We start from the raw sequence: 23570 nt of genomic DNA, 5'->3' as shown, positions 1-23570 counted from the left end.
ACTTATGCCTTTGTCCAACGCCCTGCTGCCACTTAACGAAGCGGAACGCTTAGCAGCCCTCCGGCCATATCAGGTGCGCGGTTCGGCTCCCTTTTTCGAGGAGTTTATTCGTGTAACTGCCAAGCTGTTTGGGGTGCCTATCGCCGTTATTTCCCTGGTTGAGGCCGACAATGTGTGGTTTAAGGCCCATACGGGGTTGCCCGGCGCCACGGAGGTGGCCCGTCCTAACAGCCTGTGCTCCGTGGCGGTGCTGCAAGAAGATACCACGGTGTATGAGGAATGGCAGCAGGACCTGTGTACGCTGGTAAATTCTAATGCTATGCTACAGCTGGGCCTGCAGTTTTACGCTGGCCACCCACTGCGCACGCTCGCGGGGGAGGCCATTGGGGCCCTCGCTATTATTGATAGGCAGCCGCGGGCCTTTTCGGAAGAAGAGCGGGCGGTGTTGGAAAGCTTGGCGTCTGTGGCCATGCGCCTGCTGGAGTTACAAGTGGTGCTGGAAGGTGCTACCCTGCCCGTGCCTGCCCTCTGGCCCGATATCTACATTTCCATTGCTGACTCGCTGACTCGCCTGGATACGCTGACGGCGCTGGCTGAATGGGAAGAAAGCCCCGACACCGTTTCTGCCCAGGCCTACCGCCGCTCCCGCTATGAAGAAATGGCCAGCGTGGCCGCCGGCATGCAACGCCAGATTCAGTCGGCCATCGTGCGTTTCGCTGAGCAGCGAAACTAACTGGTACTACTACGGCCTCCCACTCATATGCGGCTTGGGCTGAGGTAGTACTCTGTTAATCAGGGTGATGTGCCTGGGCAATAAGCAGGACGAGTAAGGTTGTGCTAAGCTCAACGGGGGAGAGAAAGCAGTTATTTATTCAACTCCCGAATGAACAATTCGGGTAGGCTTTGCCTTGTAAAGCCTATTCTTCACGTACGCAGCCATTGCCCAACTGGGGCGTGCTGCATTTTGGGCTCCTTCCTCCGCGAGCCGTTGAACCGACGAGCGCCTGACGCCGCACCCATGAGCAAACAACGCTATTTCCTTCTGATCCTGATTCTGGGCACCTTGGCAGCGCTCGGGCCTTTCTCCATTGATATGTACCTGCCGGGCTTTCCGGCAATTGCCAAAGACCTGCGCACTTCGGTAGCAGAAGTGTCGTTGTCGCTTTCTAGTTTCTTCATAGGCGTTTCGGCGGGCCAGTTGCTTTATGGTCCTCTGCTAGACCGTTTTGGCCGTAAAAAGCCCCTCTATGTTGGGTTGCTGTTATATCTGCTGGCTTCAATAGGTTGCTACCTGGCCTACTCCATTGATGCGCTAATTGCCCTGCGGTTTGTGCAGGCGCTGGGTAGTTGTGCTGCCACCGTAGCCTCGGTGGCCATGGTGCGCGACCTGTTCCCGGTGAAGGATAGCGCCAAGGTGTTTGCCCTGCTATCACTTGTTATCAGTGTTTCGCCCATGCTGGCACCCACGGTGGGCAGCTACATGATAGCTGCCTACGGGTGGCAGTCGGTGTTTTTGGTGTTGATTGCCATGGGGGCACTTATGCTGGTGGCGGCGTTTCTGTGGCTGCCGGAGAGCTACCCACCCGACCCTAGCTATTCCCTGCACCCGCGCCCCATCCTCACCAACTTCTGGACGGTGAGCAAGAACCCCCAATTTTTCACCTACGCCCTCACTGGTGCCATGACGTTTGGGGGGCTACTGGCCTACGTATCGGGCTCCCCCTTGGTGTTCATGGATATTTTTGGCGTCAGTGAGCAGCACTACGGCTGGATCTTCGCGCTGCTTTCGGTGGGCTTTATTGGCTCTAGCCAAGTGAATAGCTGGGTGCTGCGCTATTACCGCAGCGAGCAGATTGTGCTGGTGGCTATGATTTGCCAGTCGGTTATTGGGGTGGTATTTCTGATCGGAACCTCGCTCGGCTGGTTTGGGCTGTTGGCTACGGTGGGAATGCTCTTTCTATTCTTATGCTGCCTGGGCTTTGCCAATCCTAACGCGGCAGCGCTTTCCATTGCTCCGTTTGCCAAGAATGCAGGCAGCGCGGCGGCCCTTATGGGAGCTACTCAAATGGCAGTGGGGGCCCTGGCATCTTTTGGGGTGAGTGTGTTCAATACCCATACTGCGGTACCTATGGTGGCCATCATGGCCGCATCGGCTCTGCTGGCGTTGCTGATTCAAGTAATAGGCCGCCGTGTAATTGGGCAGCCGGTAGCAGTGGCCGAAGACGCTACGGTAATGGCCCACTAAACTTGCTCTGGTCCAGAAGGCTACAATATCCTGGCTCAGTAAGCTAGGCCACTTCGCCTGAGCAGGTGAGTAGAGCTCTAGATAAGCAACGCATAGGCGTACATGAGCGCTGAAAGAATTGCCAAGCAGAGGTGAACTCAGAAATACGAACCAGCTGACACTGATTTGCTTGAATAGGCGATTATTGAAATAAGGCTATTGTTAGAGTATATTGAACGGCTTTCGCAAAAGCTTTGAATGCCGGCTTACTACTATAAAAAGTGCGATTTGTAGATGGGAAAGCCAGTGTAATACATTGCGCAGCTTCTGTTAAATAATTAAATAGTTTAATCTGTAAATCGTAGAAATTGTAATTGCTACAGGAGTAAATCAGCCGGGACGCCCGTATTATGTTACTTTTGATTTGATCGACACAAGAGCCGCATACAAAAAGTACATGATCAACACCTCTAGGATCTACTCCGTCATCGTCGGCTCAGGTAGCTACATCCCTCATAGCATCGTCACTAACCAAGACTTTAGTACCACCGAATTCTACGATTCGTCGGGCGCAAGGCTGCAAAAGCCTAGCTCCGAGATTGTGGAAAAGTTTGAGCAGATAACCGACATCCAGGCCCGGCGCTACGTGACCGATGACCAGGTGACGTCTGATATTGCATTTCTAGCGGCCCAAGAGGCGCTGTCTACATCGGGGGTAAATCAGGAAGAGCTGGATTATATTATTGTGGCGCACAACTTTGGCGATGTGCCGGCCCACAACAAGCGCACCGATATGGTGCCGAGCCTAGCGGCTCGGGTCAAGCATAAGCTAGGGATTGTGAACCCCTTCACGGTGGCCTACGATTTGCCGTTCGGCTGCCCTGGCTGGCTGCAGGCCGTCATTCAGGCCGACTATTACCTGCGCTCCGGCGACGCCAAAAAGATCTTGGTGATTGGGGCTGAGGTGCTTTCCCGGGTATCGGACCCGCACGACCGTGACAGCATGCTGTACGCTGATGGTGCCGGCGCCGTAATTCTGCAGGCCGTAGAAAGCGCTGAACCCGTGGGTATCATCACGCATACCACCCGCTCTGACACTGAACGGGCTGCTCATTTACTGCGCATGGGGTCTTCTTACAATGCCGAGTACGCTGGCACCGACCAGTTCCTTAAGATGGATGGCCGCAAGCTGTATGAGTACGCGCTCAAGACAGTACCCCAGGCTATTCAGGCGTGCCTAGAAAAAGCGCAGGTGCCTATTGAGGAGGTGCACAAAATCCTGATTCACCAAGCCAACGGCAAAATGGACGAGGCCATCTTGAAGCGCCTCTACAGCCTCTACAACATTCAGGAGGTACCACAGGACGTGATGCCGATGACCATTTCGTGGCTGGGTAATTCCTCCGTGGCCACCCTGCCCACGCTGCTCGACCTCATGCTAAACGACAAAATGGACAAGCACGAGATTAATGCCGGTGATACCCTAGTGTTTGCCTCGGTAGGAGCGGGTATGAACATCAACGCTGTCGTGTATAAGATGCCCAACTAACAGGCCTGCGGGCCGCTAGGCCACCCAGCCGCGGCTGCCGCGGCCTCAACTCTTACGAAGCCTCTTCGCAAAATCACTGTCTTTCTAGGCAGTGGTGCCGCGGAGAGGCTTCGCTGTTTTGCAGGCTATGCTAGAAAAAATGGATGGAAGAAGAGGGTTACGGAGTAGGATAATGTGCAGAGGATAACAATTTTATGTACTGTTCTTGGTTGGTCAGCTAAACCCAAACTCCCAAACCACAGTACATTCTAGTGTACTACCTCCCACTCCCACTCTAGATTACTCATATGGCCATTGACCCAAATAACCGTCCAGTTCGTGTCATCAACGATGATACCACGGACCAGGAACTAGCCGCCGGACACATTATCCCCGGCGCTGATCCACCCAAAAACGAATCGGCCCGCGGGGGCTTTGGCAACCGCGATGGCAAAGAGGGCTACGGCACCGATAGCGAATCGGGCATTACGGCTGTGGCCGTAAACGAAAACGCTGACGACGCGAACCGCCCTAAGGATAACCTGCGCAGCAACGAGGAAGGCCGCGAAGACCTGCCCAACCAGGATATGCCCCAGGACCGCGACCCTGATCTGCAGCCCCGCCGCCCCGTAGACGAGCTGGATGCCGATGACGACCGGCCCGGCAAAGACGAAATGCGCAACCCCAACTCGCGCGTGGGAATGGGCCAAATGGAGCAACGCCAGCCCAATAACGACGAACTCGCCCGCCAGGGCACCAACGCCGACCTAACTGACCGCAACGCCACTGATACGGCCATCGACCAGTAGTAGCCTGATAGGCTGCTGTTGATTTTGCCCTGATTTATCTGAAAACAAACGCAAAATTCTTCAAGCCATGCCCTACAAAAGCAATAATACCAACAAGCAGTCCCGTCGTGCACCCGGCAGCCCTACCCAGGCCGAACAGCCCAAAGGTGCCGGTAACCTTCCCGTAAATGACCGGGACCAGCAGACGGAAGACCATTTGGAAGAGGATGCACAAGATGCGCCACAGCGGCATCCTAACCGCAACCTTGATAAGCCAGAGCTCGGGAAAGCGCCATACGCTTAATCTCTCTCTACCTATTAGTAAAAGCACCTGCCTTGCGCAGGTGCTTTTGTTTTGTCTGGAAACTCCTCTTTGCTCTTTATGGCTCGCTACGTAACCACCGACCTGCACGGCTGCCTGCTTTCTTTCCGCCACCTGATTGAGGAAAAGCTCAAACTCACCCCTCAGGATGAGCTGTATGTGCTGGGCGACTACGTGAACAAAGGCCCCGATAGCCGGGGCGTGCTAGACTACTTGATGCGCCTGCCTGAGCGCGGCTACCGGGTAATATGCCTCCGCGGCAACCACGACCAGGAACTGCTTGATGCTGCCCGTGGCCTAGAAAGTCTTACCTGGGCATCGGCCCACGATCGGGCCCTAACCTTGCAAAGTTTTGGCGTAGGCCAGGTGGAAGACATTCCGGCCCCGTACTTGCGCTGGCTCGATGACCTACCTTATCAGTTTGAGCTACCCGACTTTGTGCTGGTACACGCGGGCTTCAACTTCCGCCTGCCTCCACAAGAAATGCGCCGCGACTGGCACACGATGCTCAATACCAAGGAGTTTGTAATGGATGCTTCCAGGCTGGGTGGCAAACGCTTGCTGCATGGCCACGTGCCCACGCCTACTACCACGGTGCAGCAACGGGTGAAGGACCACGCGCAAGCCATTGGGCTAGATACGGGCTGCGTGTACCGCCATAACCCAGAGTTTAGCCAACTAGCAGCCCTTAACCTCGATACGTTTACGCTAACCCTACAGCCCAATATTGAGGAGCCGTATGAAATAGCAAAGCGTTAACGCGCAATACCGTTGGTTTGGAGAATACGGCGGGCAGCTTGCTGATAGGGGTTGCTCGCGTCGTTGGCCACGGTTTGCAGGGCGGCGCGGGCTTGTTGCGGCTGCTTCGCAAACCAGTAGGCCATGCCCAGGTGGTACTGCGCCTTGGGGGCCAGCCCGGAGCCCGACTGTTGGGTTACTTTCCGCAGAAAGGTTTGGGCATCTTGGGCTTTCTCAGTGTCCTGCTTGCTCTGGCTAAGTAGAAAGATACCCGTGTAATACAACAGGGTGTCTTGACCGAGGTTGCTGGTGGGCACGCGGCGCAGCGTGAACAGGGCAGTGGGGTAGCGCCCTTCCTTGTACTCCCGCATTGCCTCAGCCAGTAACGGGCGCCGCTCTTCATTGATAACTGCTGCAGGCAAGCCCGCGTCGGGCACGTAGTACTGAGCCCAGGTTTCCTCAACGGAGGAGGTAGAAGGTCGGAGCAAAAGCCACAGGGCCAGCAATGCTACCCCAGCCACACTAGCAATGAGGCCCCACCGCTTCTGCGTTTTGCGCTGCTGCTGCTTAATCCGGGAAAGGGCCACATCGCGTTGGGTGAGGCGCCGGTCCAGCGACTCCAGGCGCAGGCGTAGGGTTTCGTGGCCAGCTACCCAGCGTACATCAGCCGTGAGCTGCTCGTAGGTCAGGAAGGCCTGGGCGAGAGCCGCATCCTGCTCTAGGCGCTGCTCAAAAGCCGCCTGCTCAGCAACAGTCATCTGCCCATCGGCAAAGCGTTCCAGCTCTTCCAGGTACGGGCGCAGATCGGGGGCAGACGGGGCCATGCTAAAAAACCAGAGATACAGTTATCCGCAACCAGAGCTGGTGCGGTGGCAGAGAGAAAAAGAACCAGGGGCTAAACTACGCAGAAGCCGGGAGCCGGCCGCTACGTGGTAGCGCTTTCGTTGCGCAGGCGCAGCTCGTAGAGCTGGCGCAGGCACCCAGCTTTCTGAATGCGGGCCACGGTAGAATTGGCGAAGCCCATCTTGCCGGCTACTTTCTCGAAGTTGTAGCCTCGGAAGTAGAAGTACATGAGCACTTTCTGGCAATCGGTGCTGAGCTGCCGGAACAGGCCTAGCAGATACTGGCGGCGGCTGGCCTCGGCCACGGGCAGCACGGCCGTGGTGCGGCTGGCTACTTCAATATGCTCACCAGCCATACCGTACAAGTACGCCCGCAAGTCGGGGGGAAGCTTGGTCATGCGGCCGTCCACCACTTGGTCGTAGAACTCGACTAGCACCGTCCGGAGCAGCTTATGAGCAGCCGGCGCATCCAGATTGTGATGGCGCCGGGCCCAGCGGGCAAATAAGCCGCGGTTCTGCTCGTAAAAGCTTATCAGGAACGATTGGTTACCGACGCGCAGGCTGGTCAGGACTTCGGCTAACGGCTGAGAAGTGTTCATAGTGGCAAGTAACAAGGAACTCTCGACATAGAAGCAAGCAAAAGACAAAATGAGTGGCCTAGCCGAGCACTCACGACGCAAAAAAGGCCGCCCAAGTTCGGGCGGCCTTTTAACCATTACGCTTTGCGCGACTTATTTAGTGAAGCGCCGAGTAACTACCCGGTGGTCTTGGGTGCTTACCTGCAATAGGTACATGCCCCCGGTCAGCTTTTCTACGGGGGCGGAGCCGCGGTCAAAAGCACCTTCGGCCACGGTTTTGCCGCGCACATCCAGAATACGGTAGCGGCTACCCGCCAACTGGCCCTCTAGGCCACTTACCTGCACCCGGTCTACCGCGGGGTTGGGGTAGAGTTGCACTGCCTCTAAGTTGCTGGCTTCTGAGGTAGCCAGCGTAGTGCGGGCGGCCGAGGCCGTAGTGGACTTGGTAATCCTAATCCAGTTGATGTTATAGCCACCAGTTTGGGCAAACACCCCGAAGTTGTAAGTACCCGCGTTGATGGTCACAGTTCTAGAAACGGTAGTCCAGGTCTGCCAGCCGCCGGTAGCCGGAATGGCCGTGTTGCCCAGCTGAATGGCGCCGGCGTTAAGGTCCGAAGAAATGGTGCCGCCGCTGGCGCCGCTGGCCACACGGTACTCAATGGTGTAAGTACCCGAGGTGGGGAAGTTGATGCCATTGAACACCAGGTAGTCGCCGGCATCTACAAAGCCCATATCCTGGCCGCCACCCGTATCGGAGCAGGCCTCCACCGTCATGCCGTTGTTCACGTTGGCGGCTTCAGCCTGGAGTAATAGGCTGAACGTGGTGCTGGTGGTAGCGGCTCGTACCCGCAGGGAAGTCGTCTTATCGTTCCAGTTGCCCGTACCGAGCGGGTTGTTTACCAGGCAGCTGTTGCCGGCGCTGCCCACCGTGAGCGTGCCGCCGGTGAAGTTGTCGTTTTCATACAGTACCACTTCATAGCCGGCATTCACCTTAAGGGAAGAAACATCGTCGTTGAGGATGCCGCGGCTCTGCAACGCGGCCAGGTTATAGTCGCCCATGGGCAGGTTCACGGCCGTACCCGTGTAGTTGCAGTCCTTGTACATGGTGCTCACGCCCGAAACCGGGGGCGGCGTGCTGCCGGCGTACCCGCCGAAAGTGGCAACAACCTTGGTGGGCTGGGGCGTCTGCAGCGTGGCCGACTGGTCGTTTACGTCATCGTAGGCGAAGCCGTAAGAGAGGTTATCGACGCTAATACCGGGCAGGTGCCAGAAGCGGGCGTAGTAGTTGGCCGGTGCGGCCTGATAGTACTTGGTGGCGTCGTACCAGTTCTGCTGGCCCGGCGTGGCAGTGGTTACGTCTACCACGTGGCGGTTAATGGCGGCCGTCATCTGGGCCTGCACCACCAAGTCACAGTCGCCGTCGCTCACGCGGTTATCGAGCAGGCCTTTACCCTCGAAGGCCATTTGTGTGGTGGGGCGGCCATTGATGATGCCCGTGCGGCCCGCAAAAGCGCCCGACTGCCCTACCACGACCAACCGGTCGTTGGCATCTACGCGGCCCTTGAATACGCCCGCGTTACCGGCGTAGAAGATTAGATCCGTGGTCTTGTACTTGTTCCAGATGGCATCTATGTAGCTTTTGAAGTAGTTGCCGTAGGGGCCGGCTACGGTACCATTTGAGCCATCTTGGAACGCCGCCGTTTTGGAGGGGAAGGTGATTTCGCCGGTCGTGTTATTCACGGTGCCCTGAAACTCAGTGGGCACGTTGGCTTTGTAGGCCGCCACAATATCGGCGGCGCTTTTCAGCTCCCCGGTGCGCTTCTGGTATCCATTGCCAAACAGCTCCAGGCCCATGGGGTAGCGGAACGCGTCGACGCGGGTAGTATTACCGAAGAACCCCGATTGATTATTGGTTAGCTCGATGAACTCGTACATGATGCCCGTATTCGGGTCGCTGGCATTCTGGGGGTTGGGCGCCGCGTAGCCCGAGGGTGCCCCGGATGCACCAAAGAAATATAAGTACAGCTGTTGGCCCTTGGAGATGAACACCCGGCAGCCGGCAATGTATGGCAGGGTGAAAGTCTTGTTAGGGATGTTGCTCAGCTTGGTGAAGCAAGCCGCGTACTTAGAATTGGCGCCGGGGCCGGTGTTGCCGTTAATAGTGGGCCCCGTCACAGTATTGTACGACGAAGACATGGGCAGCACCTGACTGTTGGCGGCGTTGATCCACACGTGGTTGCCAGCCGGGTCAATGCCCACAATGGCTACATACAAATCAGTGTCGGGGAAGGGCGAGTTGTTGGCAATAGTAAACGGAATGCTGCCCTGAGCCCAGGTAGCTAAAGGGCTAAGCACGCTGACTAGTAGAGTCAGCAAGGCCAATAGAGTACGCTTTTTCATAAGGTGAACTGGTTGTGGTGGGAAATGGATTGGACTGCGCGCACTAGGCCACTACTGCTCCGGCGGAAGCAGCCATAACCTATATGTGTAATGAGTGCCCAAGGGCAGATAAGCAAGACTAGGAGATGGCCTAGGGGCGGTACCGCCGCGCTAGGCCGCTGCTGCGGCAGGGGCCGCCGGTTTCATAGGATATTTGAAATATATCTGGGCTTTTCCAGGAAATAAAGTGCCCACTTAAGTGGCCTAGTGGGGCCTCAGCAACTCAGAATCACTTAATCCTCATTCGGGAGCAGGTTACTTCACATGTGAGGTTCACTGCCTGGGGTCAACTGGCCTACTGCGCTGCAATGCGCTTAACACTTACTGCACACGCCGCCAACTGGCTGAGGCTAGGCCACATAACCAAATTTTGTAACTCGCTCCGCTATAAAAGTGATAGCCACATAATGAGCTCACCTCCTCAGTAGATTGAGTGCCTACCTAATGCCCTCAATCCCCTACCTTTGAAGCCATGGAAACGCAAGCCACCACCCTCGCCCAAGACACGGCCATCTTCGACCTCATTCAAAAGGAAAAAGACCGGCAAACCCACGGTATTGAACTGATTGCCTCCGAGAACTACGTTTCGGAGCAAGTGATGCGGGCCCAGGGCTCCATCCTCACCAACAAATACGCCGAGGGCCTGCCCGGCAAGCGCTACTACGGTGGCTGCGAAATTGTAGACCAGATTGAGCAACTGGCCATCGACCGTGCCAAGGAGCTGTTTGGCGTAGAGTGGGTGAACGTGCAGCCCCACTCCGGAGCCCAGGCCAACGCGGCCGTAATGTTGGCCGTGCTCAACCCCGGCGACAAAATTCTCGGTTTCGACCTGAGCCACGGCGGCCACCTCACCCACGGCTCGCCGGTTAACTTCTCGGGCAAGCTCTACAAACCTTCCTTTTATGGCGTAGAGCCGGAAACTGGCCTCATTGATTGGGAGAAAGTAAAGGAAACCGCTCGCCGCGAGCAGCCTAAGCTTATCATCTGCGGTGCCTCGGCCTATTCCCGCGACTGGGACTACAAAGCCCTGCGCGAAGCTGCTGACGAGGTAGGCGCCCTACTGCTGGCCGATATTTCGCACCCCTCCGGCCTCATTGCCAAGGGCTTGCTGAACAACCCCTTCGACCACTGCCACATTGTAACTACCACTACCCACAAAACCCTACGCGGCCCCCGCGGCGGCCTCATCCTGTTGGGTAAGGATTTCGAAAACCCCTTCGGCCTGAAAACCCCCAAGGGCGAAATCCGAATGATGAGCAGCCTGCTCGATGGTGCCGTATTTCCCGGTACCCAGGGCGGCCCGCTTGAGCACGTAATTGGTGCCAAGGCCGTAGCCTTCGGTGAAGCCCTCAGCGACGCCTACACCGACTACACCCACCAGGTTATCAAGAATGCTCAGGCCCTGGCCGGTGCGTTTGTGGAGCGCGGCTACCAGATTATATCGGGCGGCACCGATAACCACCTGATGCTAATTGACCTGCGCAGCAAAGGCCTGACGGGTAAGCTGGCGGAGAACACCCTCATCAAAGCCGACATCACCATTAACAAAAACATGGTGCCCTTCGATGATAAGTCGCCCTTCGTGACCAGCGGCATGCGCATTGGCTCGGCTGCCGTTACCACGCGTGGCCTGCGCGAGCCCGACATGGTGCGCATCGTAGACTTCATCGACGAAGTACTGACCCATAACGCCGACGACGCCCGCATCAGCCAGGTGCGTGGGCAAGTGCAGGAGTGGATGCAGCAGTACCCGCTCTTCGCGTAAGGTAAACTGGTGAGCCGGCGCCCTGATAAAACAGGCCAATTCTAGGGTGCCAGCATCCTGTTAGGGCTAAATTTCGTTTGTCTTTCGCTGGTTACTGTATCGGCTCGCCGGCTCACCATTTCTCTACCTCACCCTTTGGCTACTTCCCCCTTGAATACCGAACAACCTGTGCGGGGCGACCAGCACGAAATGTCCTTCATAGACCACCTCGAAGCCCTGCGGTGGCACATCATCCGCGCGGCTATTGCGGTGGTGGCGTTTGCCACGGCGGCCTTCTTCTCGAAGGAGCTGCTGTTTCACGACCTTATCCTAGGCCCCTCGCGCCCCGACTTCTGGACCTACCGGATGTCGTGCAAGTTTGCTGCCTGGCTGGGTGCGCCCGACTTGTGCATCAACAAGATTGGGTTCGTGATTCAGAACCGCGAGATGAGCGGACAGCTGACCATGCACATCAGCACCTCGTTCATTGTAGGGCTGGTGCTGGGCTTCCCGTACCTGTTCTGGGAGCTGTGGCGCTTTATCAAGCCGGGCTTGTACCCGCACGAGCGCCAGAACTCGCAGGGGGCCGTGTTCTTTGTGTCAGTGTTGTTTGCGGTAGGCCTGTTGTTCGGCTACTACATTGCTGCTCCCATGAGCATTCAGTTCCTGGCTGGCTACGTGGTTGACCCCACCATTGAGAACCAGATTGACATGCAGAGCTACCTGAGCACGCTCACCACCATGTCGGTGGCCTGTGCTTTCGTGTTTGAGCTGCCCATGATTGTATTCTTCCTGGCCAAAGCCGGACTAATTACGCCCGAGATCATGCAGGTGTACCGCAAGCATGCCATCGTAGTGGTGCTGGTTATTGCGGCCATTATCACGCCCCCCGAGGTTACTTCTCAGATCATCGTTACCATCCCCATTGTGCTGCTGTATGAGCTCAGTATTCATATTGCCCGCATCGTAACGCGCAACCGCACGGCCTCGCTTAATGCGCAGCTCGCGGAAAACCAGGGAGTAGCCTGATTTCACTTGTTTGCATGAAGCAGGGGCTGGTCTGGTGAACGTTTCGTTACCCGACCAGCCCTTTTCATTTTCGTTCCATCCTAATCCTTTAGATATGAGTAACCTGATTGCCATCGGCTCCGACCACGCTGGCTTCGAGTACAAGCAGATGCTAGGCCAGTGGCTGCGCGATAATGGCTACGAGGTGCGCGACTTCGGCACCCACTCTACCGATTCCGTTGACTACCCCGACTTTGTGCACCCGCTGGCCTCGGCCATCACGAGCGGTGAGCTGGAGCGGGGCATTTTGGTGTGCGGCTCCGCCAACGGCGTCTGCATCACGGCCAACAAACACCAAGGGGTCCGGGCGGCTATTGCCTGGCAGGAGGAGTTGGCCGCGCTGGCCCGCCAGCACAACGACGCCAACATTATCTGCATCCCGGCCCGCTTTATCAGTGAGGAAACCGCCCGCGGCATCGTCAGTCAGTTCCTGAACACTGCCTTTGAAGGCGGCCGTCATCAAACCCGCGTGAACAAAATCAGCTGCTAAGCGGTGAAATTGTGAAGTGGTGAATTTGTGAGTGGCCTAGGCCTGTCATGGCAAGCACGTGGCGCATTAAGCCAGTGTCGAAGCACCCGCAGGACCGCGCCGCTAATCATAGACTTCTACTAGCTCTACGCTATTCAAAAGCCCTTACCTCCACACAGGAGGTAAGGGCTTTTCGCCTTTTTAAGGTGTTTGCGCTAAATAAGGAGGGTTTACTCCGCGTTGCTTGCAATGACGCCGTAGACGTAGGCTACTTCACTCATTCGCTCCCTTCACTCAATCACCATGTCACCGCGTCAGCCGGTACACTTTGGGGGTGTTGGTGCGCTCGTAGCGGCCGAAGATGGAGGGCACCTTGTATTGTAGCTCGGGCATGAGGCCCTTCTGGTCGATAATGTAGCGGGGCGGGGCTGGCTCGAAGTTTTGGGCCAGTCGGAAGACGGCATCGTACTCGTTGAGGTGAGCGAAGTCAACCTGGGCCAGCTGCCAGTCAAGGTAAGGTGTTGCCAGCCGGTTCTTCAGGTAGGGCCGCTGATCGGGACCTAGCACCAGCAGATGCTGACCTTCGAGAAAGGCGTAGGTAGGGTTGGGGTTCACCGCATACCGGCTCTCCGCCGGAATTTGCATTACCTGCTCTAAGTGCAGCACGCTGCGGTAACGAATAACCACTACGGTGCCCAGCACCACCAGCAACAGTACCTCGGGTACCCAGGCCCGGCGAGCTTTCTGCCACAGAAAGAGACAGTAATAGGTAAGGGCCGGCAGAAACAGCACCAGCGTACCCGTAGCCATGCCCCGACCCACGGCAGCCATGCCGGCAGCCACTAATAGCCACACCAGCATTAGTTGCTGAAACTTGATCTGGAATACCAGGCCTAGTGGGGTGGTAAAGCTGCGTACTAGGCCCAAGACTAGCAGCACACCCGGCACAATCAGCAGGCGTAGCAGCACCCACAGCGGCAGCCCGTCGGTTTCATTCATGAGCCCCTGGAGCGTAGGCTGGAGGTGAAACTGCGCAAATCCGGCCAGAGAATCGGTGTACATGAAGAACGTAGCCGCCACCGCGTACGGAAACAGGAAGCCACACACCAGCAGCAAAAAGCTTCTAAATGAGTTGGCCGCGAAGATGATAACCGCGAACAGGCCTACCAGCAGGAACAACGCCAGCGGCAGGTAGCACAGCGCCGCCACCCCCACCAGAAAGCCCGCCCGAAACAGTCGGCGGTTATCATAGCCTTCTCGGGAAGTGGGCAGCAGGGCACTTAGGGCCGCAATGATAAAGGTGTGGCCTAGCAGCAGCGGCGAGAGGGTGTCGAGGTCGGAGGTGAGGCTGGCCAGCAGCAAGTAGGTGAGGGCCCCCACGTACCCACGCTCCGGGTGCACATCGGCGCGGTTGAGCACGAAGTTGAAGCGTAGGGCCTGAAACCCCAGCAGCAGCAGGGCCAGCACGCGGTAAAGCCACAATGGGCGGTTACCCACCCACTCCAGAGCCCCAGACAGGGCCGCCGTGAGTGGCGCAGTGCTGTCGTACAGGTCGCGGTAGAGCACGGCCCCATCGCGGAGCCGCTCGCCCACTAGCAGCCCGTGTAGCTCAATGGGCGTCAGGGCCACGCCCCACCACAGCAAGGGCAGCCGTACCGCCAGTAGCAGTACCACCAGCGCGAAGAGGCGGGTAGGGAGGGAGCTTTTAAAGAATTGAAGCAAGGAAAATGAGGAGCTTAGGAACTTGGCCTACCGCGCCGGAGAGGCCTAGGCCACCCCGGCGCGGTAGGCCCGGATAAGACAAAGATAACCGCCGAGGCCGCCAGCACGCCCAGCTCTTTTCGGGAGCTTTTTGCGGCTGTGGCTCGTAGGCCAGTATAGCGGCCGTTACCACCCGTAACTTCCTGCGCTGCCAAGCCCCTAACTTCCTATCTTTGCGGATTCTTATGGAAAGTAAACGACAGCAAAAAGTAGCCAGCCTGCTCCAGCAGGAATTGGCCGCCGTATTTCAGCGCGACCTCCCGCACCTGTTTCCGGGCTTGCCGCCGGGTATCAGCTTGGTGCGCGTATCGCCCGACCTGGGCGTGGCCCGCGTGTACCTGAGCCTGCTGCTGGCCCGCGATGTAGAGGCCCAGCAGACCTTGGTAGAAGATAATGTGAAGGTGATTCGGCAGGCGCTGGCCAAGCGCGTAGGCAAGCAGCTCCGTATTGTGCCCGATCTGCAGTTTTTCATCGACGACTCAGCTGCCTACGCCGCCCACATGGACAAGGTATTCGGCGACCTGCACATTCCGCCCGCTCCCACGGAAGATGATGCGCAGGCCGGCCCTGAAGACAACAAACCCCAGCGTCCCAAGCTCTTCGCCGACGAAGACGAGTAAATAGTGATTTAGAGATTGAGTGATTAAGCGGATTGGATGTTCGACTGGCCTAGACTGCGCAAAAGGCATGTGTAGCGCAAGCAGAACATCAAACGCACTACTTCACTCAATCACTCAATCACCACTTCACTAAATCACGAATCCCCCTTGTATTACGACCCGATTAAGAAGTCGCTCGGCGAAGTCTTCAACCGTACGCCCTGGCTGCGGCGCTTGTTTTATCACCTGCTCGACCTGCTGTTGCTCCGCACCTGGCACGTGCACCGCGAGCTGCGCCAGTGGGCTAAAGGCCGCACCAATGAGCCCACCAGCATTCTGGATGCGGGCTCGGGCTATGGGCAGTACACCTACTGGATGTCGGGCCTAAGCAAGAAGTGGGAAATCCTGGCCGTGGATGTGAAAGACGAGCAGGTAGCCGACTCCAACCGCTTCTTCCGGCAGATTGGCCGTACCAATGCCCAGTTTGCCGTGCAGGATTTGGTGCTCTATCAACAGCCCAACACCTTCGATCTGGCCCTGTCGGTAGACGTGATGGAGCATATTCTGGAAGACGTAGAAGTGTTCCGCAACATCCACGCCTCCCTTAAGGATGGTGGTATGCTGCTCATCTCCACGCCCTCTGACCAAGGCGGCTCCGATGTGCACGCCGACGGCGAAACCTCCTTTATTGAGGAGCACGTGCGCGACGGCTACAACATCCACGAAATTCAGCAGAAGCTGCGTACGGCGGGTTTTGAGCGCATTGAGGCCCAGTACAGCTACGGCGAGCCGGGGCAGATTTCGTGGCGCCTGAGCATGAAGTACCCCATCCTGATGCTCGGCTACTCCAAGTGGTTCTTCGCGCTGCTGCCCTTCTACTATCTCGTTACTTTTCCCTTCTGTCTGCTACTGAACTGGTTCGATGCAAATACCAAGCACGAATCGGGCACGGGCCTGATTGTGAAGGCTTGGAAATAGACCTTTTGCGCCCTGTGGCGTATCTTGCTCCAAGATATTTAGGTCTAATTCATTCGTATTACGCTACCTACTAGCTCCTCCGCGCCCCGCACGTGAACGTACCGTTGCTCATTGCCCGGCGTTATTTTCTCTCGAAGAAGAAGCGCAACATTATCAGCATCATCTCAAACATCTCCATGATTGGCGTGGCGGTGGGAACGATGGCGCTGATTATCGTGCTGTCTGTTTTCAACGGACTAGAGGACTTGGTGCGCAGTCTCTACGGCAAGTCGGATCCCGATCTGGTGATTACGGCAGTGGAGGGCAAGTCCTTCCCCGTAGCGGCGCCCTTACTGACGCGTCTTACTTCCACGCCCGGCGTAGCCATGGTGACGCAGGTGATTGAAGATAACGCCCTGCTCCAGTACCACGACCGCCAGATGGTGGTAAAGATGAAGGGCGTATCCGACAACTACCACTACCAGAGTAACATCGACTCGGCCATTGTAGATGGCGACCACCGCCTCCACCACGATGGCGCCGATTATGCCTTGCTGGGGGCTGGCGTGCAGCACGAGCTGAGCATCACCATCAACAACCGCTTCTCGCCCATGCGGCTGTTGTACCCTAACAACACCGGCAAGAAAACGCTTTCCATGAACCCCGAAACGGCGTTCAACGAGCAGAGCATTCTGGCGGGCGGCGTGTTTCTGATTGAGCAGCACATCGACGACAGCTACATCTTTGTGCCGCTGGAGTTTGCGCAAGAACTGCTGAAATATGGCAACCGGCGTACGGCTTTAGAAGTGAAGGTGGCTCCGGGTAACTCCATCAGTAAAGTAAAGAGCGCCCTGAAAAGCCAGCTGGGTGACACTTTCAAAGTGCTTGACTCGGATGAGCAGCACGTGAGCCTACTCAAGGCCATTAAGGTGGAGAAGATGTTCGTGTTCATCACATTCGCCTTTATCCTGCTCATCGCCTCCCTCAATATCTTCTTCTCGCTGTCGATGCTGGTTATTGATAAGCGAAAGGACATTGCCGTGCTAATGGCCATGGGCGCCAGCACCCGCACCGTGCGCAACATCTTCTTGCTGGAGGGAGCCATTGTAGCCCTGGTAGGTGCAATTACTGGCCTAGTGCTGGGCGTGAGCATCTGCTGGGCCCAGCAGACGTTTGGGCTGGTAAGCATGGGCATGGCAACCAGCGTGGTAGACTCTTATCCCGTAAAAATGCAGTCGTCGGATATCTTCTTGACGGCCATTGCTATCATTGTTATTACTATTTCGGTTTCTATCCGCCCGGCCCTCAACGCCTCCCATCTCGACGTACGCGAGAACCTCTAGGCCACTCCTCAGACTTCTGTGTAACCGCATGGGAACAGGCGTAGCTAGGCCTGTTTAGAGGAGCACGTATCTCAAAAGCGCTGAATTTCACAAGGCTGCCGTACAAACCTTTTGAGGGAAATATAATTTAACCCCGAAAAGGCCTATATATTCGTCTACTGCAAAGGGCAACTAGACCAGGCTCAGAGCACGTTCGTCCTTTTGGTATAACTATTCTCTGAATGAATTTTACTTTTCGTTAAATAATCGACTATTTGTCAATTGTTATTACTTTCAACGCTGCATTATAGCCGCCGACTATGAAGGTTTCTACTTCACAGCCATTTCAAATTGTTTATTCCTTACTCGAGCACGAGTATTTAGGCTATCTATTCGAGTCATACGTAGTCCAGCGGAACCAGCGCGGACAACTCACGCTGCAGCACCAAACGGTATCGGCTAAGAACGCCCCTGAGTTTGCCGATGGCCTAGACATCATTGACTTCGAGCTCATTGCCCTCACCGACCAGATTCAGCAGGATGTGGTGATGAAGGAGTTCTGGCCGAAGAAAACCACGCCTGCCGAGTTCTTTCTCAAGATTTACGACCCGGAGAAGGGCGATAAAGCTCTGCAGGAAACCATCTGCCAGTACGTGCAGGAGCGCATGGGCCAGATTCTGGAACGCCTCCAGGGTAAGCTGGTCTTTATCATGGGCAAGGACGGGGAGCCCACCTGGCGCGAGATGCGCGTTGCCACCGAGCCGGCCTCAGTGCTGTTTCACTTCCGGCGCAACGAGGACAGCACCCATTACTTCCCCACCATTCAGTACAAAGGGCAAAAGCTCGACTTTCAGTACAAGAACGCCGTGATTGTGTGCGAGCAACCCGCTTGGCTGCTACTCGGCGATGTGCTGCACAACTTCCATAAGGATGTAGACGGCAAGAAGCTCAAGCCCTTCTTGAACAAGAAGTTTATCGTCATTCCGCGGCAGGTAGAGGAAAGCTACTTCCAGCGCTTTGTGGCGCCGTTGGTGGAGTCGTTCGACGTGCATGCCCGGGGCTTCGATATTCGCTCGGAGCGCTACGTGGCGCGGCCCCATCTTACCTTCTCCGATGCACCCGGCACTACAGTGGTTGCTGCCGAAACAGTGCGGGCTTCGGGCCCGGGCCGCCGGGCGGCTTCGGCCGTGGCTACAGTTACGGCCGAAGCGGCCGTGTCAGACCACATTCACTTTGACCTGAGCTTCCGCTACGGCGACCATACCGTGCACACGGGCCATGGCAAGCGGGTGTGCGTGAAGCTGGAAAAGCAGAACGACAATTACATCTTCCACCGGCTCATCCGCAACCTCGACCGGGAGCAGGAAATCATCAGTGAGCTGCACGACCGCGCCCTGGAGGTACGTAACGGCCGCGCGGTGCTGGAGAAGGCGACGGCCTTCCGCTGGCTCCACAACCACGCCGACGACCTTGTGCGTCTGGGCTTTACAGTACAGCAAGGCACTACCTCCGGCAAGGATTACTTTATTGGCACCATTACGGTGCAGGTGGGCATCACGGAAACCAACGACTGGTTTGACGTGCATGGCACGGTGCAGTTCGGGGAGTTTGAGATTCCCTTCATTAAGCTGCGCCCCTACATCCTAAACAAGCGCCATGAGTTCCGGCTGCCCAATGGGCAAATTGCCATTATCCCGGAGGAGTGGTTTACGCAGTACTTGGAGCTGTTTGCCTTCAGCGAGGAAAACCACCACACCCTCATGCTGCGCAAGCACCATTTGGCGCTGGTATCGGACCTGCAGAACGGCAATCTGGCTACCGTGCTCATGTCGAGGAAGCTGGAGAAGCTGCGCGAGTTTGAAACAGTAGAGGATAAGCCCATGCCCGCCGGGTTCCGGGGCGAGCTGCGGCCCTACCAGAAGGCGGGCTACAACTGGCTCCACTTCGTGCAGGACTACCACTTTGGCGGCTGCCTCGCCGACGATATGGGCCTGGGTAAAACCGTACAAACGCTGGCCTTGCTGCTCGACCGCAAGGAGAGTGGGGCAGCCAAGGGCGCGGCTTCGCTGCTGGTAATGCCTACTTCGCTGGTGTATAACTGGATGAGCGAGGCGTTTAAGTTCACGCCTGGCCTACGCCTGCTGATTTATACCGGCACCTACCGCGACAAAAACGTGGAGCAGTTCGCCGATTACGACGTGGTGCTGACCAGCTACGGCATTGTGCGCCTGGATATTGAGCTACTGAAAAGCTATAAGTTCGACTATGTGATTCTGGATGAGTCGCAGGCTATCAAGAACCCCAGCTCCACTACCTCACAGGCCGTGCGGGGGCTGCACTCGCGCCACCGCCTGATCTTGACGGGTACGCCCGTGGAGAACAGCACCATGGACCTGTGGTCGCAGATGTCGTTCATCAACCCTGGCCTACTGGGCTCGCAGTCGTTCTTCCGGAAGGAGTTCCTCAAGCCCATTGAGAAGGGCAAGGACGAGGCCAAGACCAAGCGCCTGCACGCCCTCATCAAGCCCTTCATCTTGCGCCGGCACAAGGCCCAGGTAGCTACGGAGCTGCCCGAGAAGATTGAGCACCTCAGCTATTGCCCCATGACCGAGGAGCAGCAGCACTGCTACGAGGAAACCAAGAGCTTCTACCGCAACAAGATTCTGCAGAGCATTGAGGAGCATGGCACCGCCAGCACCCAGTTTATGCTCCTGCAGGGCCTCACCAAGCTGCGCCAGATTGCCAACCACCCCCGCATGGCCGACGAGGAGTACGAGCATGAGTCGGGTAAGCTGCGCGAGGTGGTTCGGATGATTAAGAGCGTAGTGTCTGAAGGGCACAAGGTGCTGGTGTTTAGTCAGTTCGTGAAACACCTCGACATTGTGCGGGCTTCTCTGGATGAGCGGCAGATTGAGTACGCCTACCTCGATGGCAACACCCGCGACCGGCATAAGGAAGTAGCTCGCTTCCAGGAAACCGAGGACCTGCGCGTGTTCCTGATTTCGCTGAAAGCGGGTGGCGTAGGCCTCAACCTCACCGCCGCCGACTACGTGTTCATCCTCGACCCCTGGTGGAATCCTGCCGTGGAAGCCCAGGCCGTAGACCGCGCCCACCGCATTGGGCAGCAGCGTACGGTGTTTACCTACAAGTTCATCACCAAGAACACGGTGGAGGAGAAAATCCTGGCCCTGCAGAACAAGAAGATTCAGCTGGTCACAGACCTGATTACCACCGACGAAGCCATTATCAAGAGCCTAACCAAGGAAGATATTGAGGAGCTGCTGGGCTAGGCCACTGCTTGGCAGCTTTATCCTACGCTATAGTATACCTGAATGGGTTTATTCGATGCTCCTAAGCCCGTGGGAGTTGAAATAAAGGGCAACGTGCTGTACTGCGTTATCTGCCGGCACGACCGGTTCTGGCGGCGACACATCCGGCTAGACCCCGCCGAGCTATTTAACTCTGACTGGTTCGACCCAACCGTAGTGGCCTACACCTGCGACAACTGCGGCTACATCCACTGGTTTAAGCCGCAATAAAGCTCCACTGGCCGTTTGCGCCGATATGATAGGTATAGTAGCTTGGAGCCACTTTCCATGCTATTATTCCTTGTGTCGCATGAATTATTCGTTTTTGCCGCGTACTGCGGCAGTAGCTGGGCTGTTGCTCATTGTTGCAACCGGTGTACGTGCCCAGGAGGCAGCTCCATCAAGCAGCCGGTTTAGCATCCAGGCGCATTATGGCGTCAATGGTAATTTCTTCACCTCTTCGCAGGTAACGGAGTTTCCGGGCGAATACATTCGCACTAATTTTTTGGGCACCGCTGGCGGCGGTGCAGTGGCCTACCGGCTTACGCCTAGCAGTGCAGTGGCGCTGGAGTATACTCGTAGCATCAACTCCAAGCCGGTTCATTTCACACAGTACATTGGCCCGTATGGCTATCCGCTGGAAAGTGACCTGAGGATTCGCTACATCAACAATGCGTTTCAAGCCGTGTATGAGCGGCAATTCAGCCAAAGCTCGAACTGGAAATACCATGCGGGCCTGCTGTACATGACAACGGCATCCCAGAGTTTGAGTACGGGGCGCTATTTGTCCGTCAGTGAAGTCAACCGCAGCAATAGTTACTCCGAAGAAGCTGGTGTAATAGCCGGCTTAGAGTACTCCCGGCCCATCGACACCCATTTCCGGCTAGGCCTGCGGGCGCGTGGTTACTATATCATATCCGTTACCACATTTGAGATGGTGACGCTTACGCCCACCCTTACCTACAGCTTCTAGGCCACGCTTAACTTGCCGGTAGTCTCTCATAAAGGGTAATAAACCAGCCGCCCATTCCTGATTCCGGCGCGGGCGGCTGGGTGGAAAGCAGCTGGCTTACTTTGCCAAAATAGCGCCGTTGCAGTTGTGAGGACACTTCTCGTAACTCTCAACCGCCAAAACATCCTCGGCATTGTTGGACTTGGTCGTGGTGATGTCGCGGCCTTGCTCATCTACGCCTACCACCACGATGCCGTGGGTATTGTCGTCGTTCAGAATGCGGTATACCCGGATGCCGTAGCAGTTGGTAGCAGCCTTTATATCTTCAATGGCCTGTATGCTGCAATAGTTGGAGCTGGTATTGCCTTTGTACTTCGACTTGTACTTGTTGGCGTACTTCTTGGCCGTAGGAATAGAAACCGGGTCACCAGCGTTGGGATTGAACGGGCCTGTCATGTTTTTGTCGGAGTCGCCGAGGGGTAGGCCCTTGGAGCCGCCTTTTTTACGCGATGTAAGCAGCAGAGCAGTTCCGGTCAGCAGCAGGCCGAGCCCGAGTAGGGTGTTGTCGTTTTTCATTAGTCGGATAAGAGTGTAGGTGTGCAGTGCCGGATGCGCCAGCCCTGGGGTAAAGTATCAGCGGCAACTCAGGTTCTAGGTCTGCAATTACTGGGGCAATAGCAAATGAGGCCTTCGGGCGGAAGGCATTGCAAATCTGGCTAGGCTAGGTTGCGCCGGGCAACGTGGAGTTGCTGAACAAAGAACCCAGGGTGGAGGTACTACCAAGTATGCACTTCACCCTTCGCACGCACGTAGCTGCGCCGCCCGCCCAAGTGTGGGCGGGCTTTACCCGGGAGCTGTTTTTGGCGTTGGCCCCGCCGTTTCCGCCGTTTCATCTGCTGCGCTTCGATGGCTGCCGCCGCGGCGATGAGGTGCACATTGAATTAGGAGTGGGCCCCCTACGCAAACCCTGGACCTCCCTCATCACCGACCACGGCGTGCTCCCCGACGGCACGTATTATTTCGTGGATGAAGGCCAGATACTGCCCACCCCGTTGCGGTTTTGGCGCCACCGCCACCTAATGCAGCCTGCGCCCGGCGGGGGTACCTATATTGTAGAAGATCTGGAATACCGCACTGGCCTAGGTGTGCTTGACGTGCTGATGCGGCCCGTTATGTGGGCGCAGTTTGCTTGGCGTAGGCCTATCTACCGGCGCTGGTTCGGCAAGCCACGGGCCCACTGATCCATGAAAACTAAACCATAGGGCAGCGCCAGCCGGGCTGCTCCCGTATAGGACCGCAGCAAGTAGTGTAGCTTGCACCCGCTTCTGGTTTTGCCCATGCGTATGATCTGTACTTCTGCTCGCCGTGTCCGGCTTTCCTTTTACCTATCCCTGGCCCTGATGCTCCTGACGCTGGCGTCGGGGTGCCGCAGCGGGCAGTCGGCTTTTCAGTTTCGGCCCGCCCCAACGGTAGCCGCTAGGCCAGTTCCCGCCCCTGTGGTTGATGCTGTACCGGTTGTGGTAGCAGAAGTGCCAGCCCCAGCAAAGCCGGTAGCAGCGCCCCAGGCCGTAGAGCCGGCGCCCTTGAGGCCCCGCCACCTGCGCCAACAGCTACGGCGGGCGGTAGCGCAGGCCGTGGCACCCCGGCAGCTACTCAAGCCCTTACTGGCGAAGCCGGCCGCGCAAGGTGTGCGCCGGGCTGCTGGGCCACGCCATACTGCCGAAGTAGGCCTGGGTACTACGGTGCTAGGCGTGCTAGGCCTGGTAGTACTGCCCATTAGCCTGATCGGGCTGCTGATCTGGGGTGGTCCGGTATGGGCTATTCTGGCGGGGCTGGCCGCGCTGGCCGTGCTAGTGGCCTACCTTGACCCCTTCGGCTAACAGGTGATTTGACGCTGCCCACTGTGCTATTGGCCGGATGCTAGGCCACCG

The 23570-nt window shown here is 56.9% G+C and carries 22 protein-coding genes; 17 read left to right on the top strand and 5 right to left on the bottom strand.

Annotated elements, in window-relative coordinates:
- Positions 1-4 precede the first annotated feature (4 nt).
- The 6 genes from EU557_RS21865 (at position 5) to EU557_RS21840 (ending at position 5621) form a co-directional block, all read left to right on the top strand.
- On the top strand, positions 5-733 hold the full coding sequence (locus tag EU557_RS21865) for a GAF domain-containing protein (protein ID WP_167855306.1): 729 nt from the start codon (positions 5-7) through the stop codon (positions 731-733).
- Between the two features lie 285 nt (positions 734-1018).
- Positions 1019-2245, top strand: a complete 1227-nt coding sequence (locus tag EU557_RS21860; protein ID WP_135532613.1) for a multidrug effflux MFS transporter — start codon at positions 1019-1021, stop codon at positions 2243-2245.
- A gap of 436 nt (positions 2246-2681) precedes the next feature.
- Positions 2682-3773, top strand: a complete 1092-nt coding sequence (locus EU557_RS21855; RefSeq protein WP_135532612.1) for a 3-oxoacyl-ACP synthase III family protein — start codon at positions 2682-2684, stop codon at positions 3771-3773.
- A gap of 287 nt (positions 3774-4060) precedes the next feature.
- Positions 4061-4561 carry a hypothetical protein gene (locus EU557_RS21850; protein ID WP_135532611.1) on the top strand — a complete coding sequence of 167 codons (501 nt, stop codon included), beginning with the start codon at positions 4061-4063 and terminating at the stop codon, positions 4559-4561.
- Positions 4562-4628: 67 nt separating this feature from the next.
- Positions 4629-4844: a hypothetical protein gene (locus EU557_RS21845; RefSeq protein WP_135532610.1), complete on the top strand. Its 216-nt coding sequence runs from the start codon at positions 4629-4631 to the stop codon at positions 4842-4844.
- A 78-nt stretch (positions 4845-4922) separates the two neighbouring features.
- Positions 4923-5621, top strand: a complete 699-nt coding sequence (locus tag EU557_RS21840; RefSeq protein ID WP_135532609.1) for a metallophosphoesterase family protein — start codon at positions 4923-4925, stop codon at positions 5619-5621.
- Here the strand turns inward: EU557_RS21840 and EU557_RS21835 are convergent.
- From EU557_RS21835 to EU557_RS21825, 3 genes are all read right to left on the bottom strand, one after another.
- Positions 5618-6424 (bottom strand): hypothetical protein, encoded by an 807-nt coding sequence (locus EU557_RS21835; RefSeq protein ID WP_135532608.1) that lies wholly within the window; start codon positions 6422-6424, stop codon positions 5618-5620. The two genes, EU557_RS21840 and EU557_RS21835, sit on opposite strands and share 4 nt — an antisense overlap.
- Before the next feature lie 101 nt (positions 6425-6525).
- The gene (locus EU557_RS21830; RefSeq protein WP_135532607.1) at positions 6526-7041 is read right to left on the bottom strand and encodes an RNA polymerase sigma factor; all 516 of its coding nucleotides are present in this window, start codon (positions 7039-7041) and stop codon (positions 6526-6528) included.
- A gap of 132 nt (positions 7042-7173) precedes the next feature.
- A complete protein-coding gene (locus tag EU557_RS21825) occupies positions 7174-9420 on the bottom strand; it encodes a beta-1,3-glucanase family protein (RefSeq protein ID WP_135532606.1) in 2247 nt (748 codons plus the stop codon).
- Positions 9421-9931: 511 nt separating this feature from the next.
- On the opposite strand from EU557_RS21825, the gene EU557_RS21820 reads away from it, so the two are divergent.
- The 3 genes from EU557_RS21820 (at position 9932) to rpiB (ending at position 12761) form a co-directional block, all read left to right on the top strand.
- On the top strand, positions 9932-11224 hold the full coding sequence (locus EU557_RS21820) for a serine hydroxymethyltransferase (RefSeq protein WP_135532605.1): 1293 nt from the start codon (positions 9932-9934) through the stop codon (positions 11222-11224).
- Between the two features lie 135 nt (positions 11225-11359).
- Positions 11360-12232, top strand: a complete 873-nt coding sequence (gene tatC, locus EU557_RS21815; protein ID WP_342588271.1) for a twin-arginine translocase subunit TatC — start codon at positions 11360-11362, stop codon at positions 12230-12232.
- Positions 12233-12326: 94 nt separating this feature from the next.
- Positions 12327-12761, top strand: coding sequence for a ribose 5-phosphate isomerase B (gene rpiB, locus EU557_RS21810; protein WP_135532604.1), 435 nt, complete (start codon positions 12327-12329; stop codon positions 12759-12761).
- A gap of 285 nt (positions 12762-13046) precedes the next feature.
- Here rpiB and EU557_RS21805 read toward each other — a convergent pair whose 3' ends face one another.
- Positions 13047-14462, bottom strand: coding sequence for a hypothetical protein (locus EU557_RS21805; RefSeq protein ID WP_135532603.1), 1416 nt, complete (start codon positions 14460-14462; stop codon positions 13047-13049).
- A 224-nt stretch (positions 14463-14686) separates the two neighbouring features.
- Between EU557_RS21805 and EU557_RS21800 the strand changes: the two genes are divergently transcribed.
- The 6 genes from EU557_RS21800 to EU557_RS21775 all read left to right on the top strand — a co-directional run bounded on the left by EU557_RS21800 (position 14687) and on the right by EU557_RS21775 (position 21660).
- On the top strand, positions 14687-15121 hold the full coding sequence (locus EU557_RS21800) for a ribosome-binding factor A (RefSeq protein ID WP_135532602.1): 435 nt from the start codon (positions 14687-14689) through the stop codon (positions 15119-15121).
- A 147-nt stretch (positions 15122-15268) separates the two neighbouring features.
- On the top strand, positions 15269-16078 hold the full coding sequence (locus tag EU557_RS21795; protein ID WP_135532601.1) for a class I SAM-dependent methyltransferase: 810 nt from the start codon (positions 15269-15271) through the stop codon (positions 16076-16078).
- A gap of 92 nt (positions 16079-16170) precedes the next feature.
- Positions 16171-17400 (top strand): FtsX-like permease family protein, encoded by a 1230-nt coding sequence (locus tag EU557_RS21790; protein ID WP_135532600.1) that lies wholly within the window; start codon positions 16171-16173, stop codon positions 17398-17400.
- Positions 17401-17699: 299 nt separating this feature from the next.
- Positions 17700-20669, top strand: a complete 2970-nt coding sequence (locus tag EU557_RS21785) for a DEAD/DEAH box helicase (protein ID WP_135532599.1) — start codon at positions 17700-17702, stop codon at positions 20667-20669.
- Positions 20670-20711: 42 nt separating this feature from the next.
- Positions 20712-20918, top strand: a complete 207-nt coding sequence (locus tag EU557_RS21780) for a hypothetical protein (protein ID WP_135532598.1) — start codon at positions 20712-20714, stop codon at positions 20916-20918.
- 79 nt (positions 20919-20997) lie between these two features.
- Positions 20998-21660 (top strand): hypothetical protein, encoded by a 663-nt coding sequence (locus EU557_RS21775; protein WP_135532597.1) that lies wholly within the window; start codon positions 20998-21000, stop codon positions 21658-21660.
- A 96-nt stretch (positions 21661-21756) separates the two neighbouring features.
- Here the strand turns inward: EU557_RS21775 and EU557_RS21770 are convergent, their stop codons facing one another.
- A complete protein-coding gene (locus EU557_RS21770; protein WP_135532596.1) occupies positions 21757-22215 on the bottom strand; it encodes a hypothetical protein in 459 nt (152 codons plus the stop codon).
- A gap of 209 nt (positions 22216-22424) precedes the next feature.
- Here EU557_RS21770 and EU557_RS21765 point away from each other — a divergent pair, with 209 nt between their 5' ends.
- The gene (locus EU557_RS21765; protein WP_135532595.1) at positions 22425-22880 is read left to right on the top strand and encodes an SRPBCC family protein; all 456 of its coding nucleotides are present in this window, start codon (positions 22425-22427) and stop codon (positions 22878-22880) included.
- Between the two features lie 102 nt (positions 22881-22982).
- Positions 22983-23519 (top strand): hypothetical protein, encoded by a 537-nt coding sequence (locus EU557_RS21760; RefSeq protein ID WP_135532594.1) that lies wholly within the window; start codon positions 22983-22985, stop codon positions 23517-23519.
- The last annotated feature ends 51 nt before the right edge of the window (positions 23520-23570 follow it).

It is taken from the genome of Hymenobacter wooponensis, from assembly GCF_004745865.1.
GTDB classification, from domain to species: Bacteria; Bacteroidota; Bacteroidia; order Cytophagales; family Hymenobacteraceae; genus Hymenobacter; species Hymenobacter wooponensis.
Note: the sequence above shows the minus strand (reverse complement) of the source record. Positions and strands in the feature narration are given on the sequence as shown.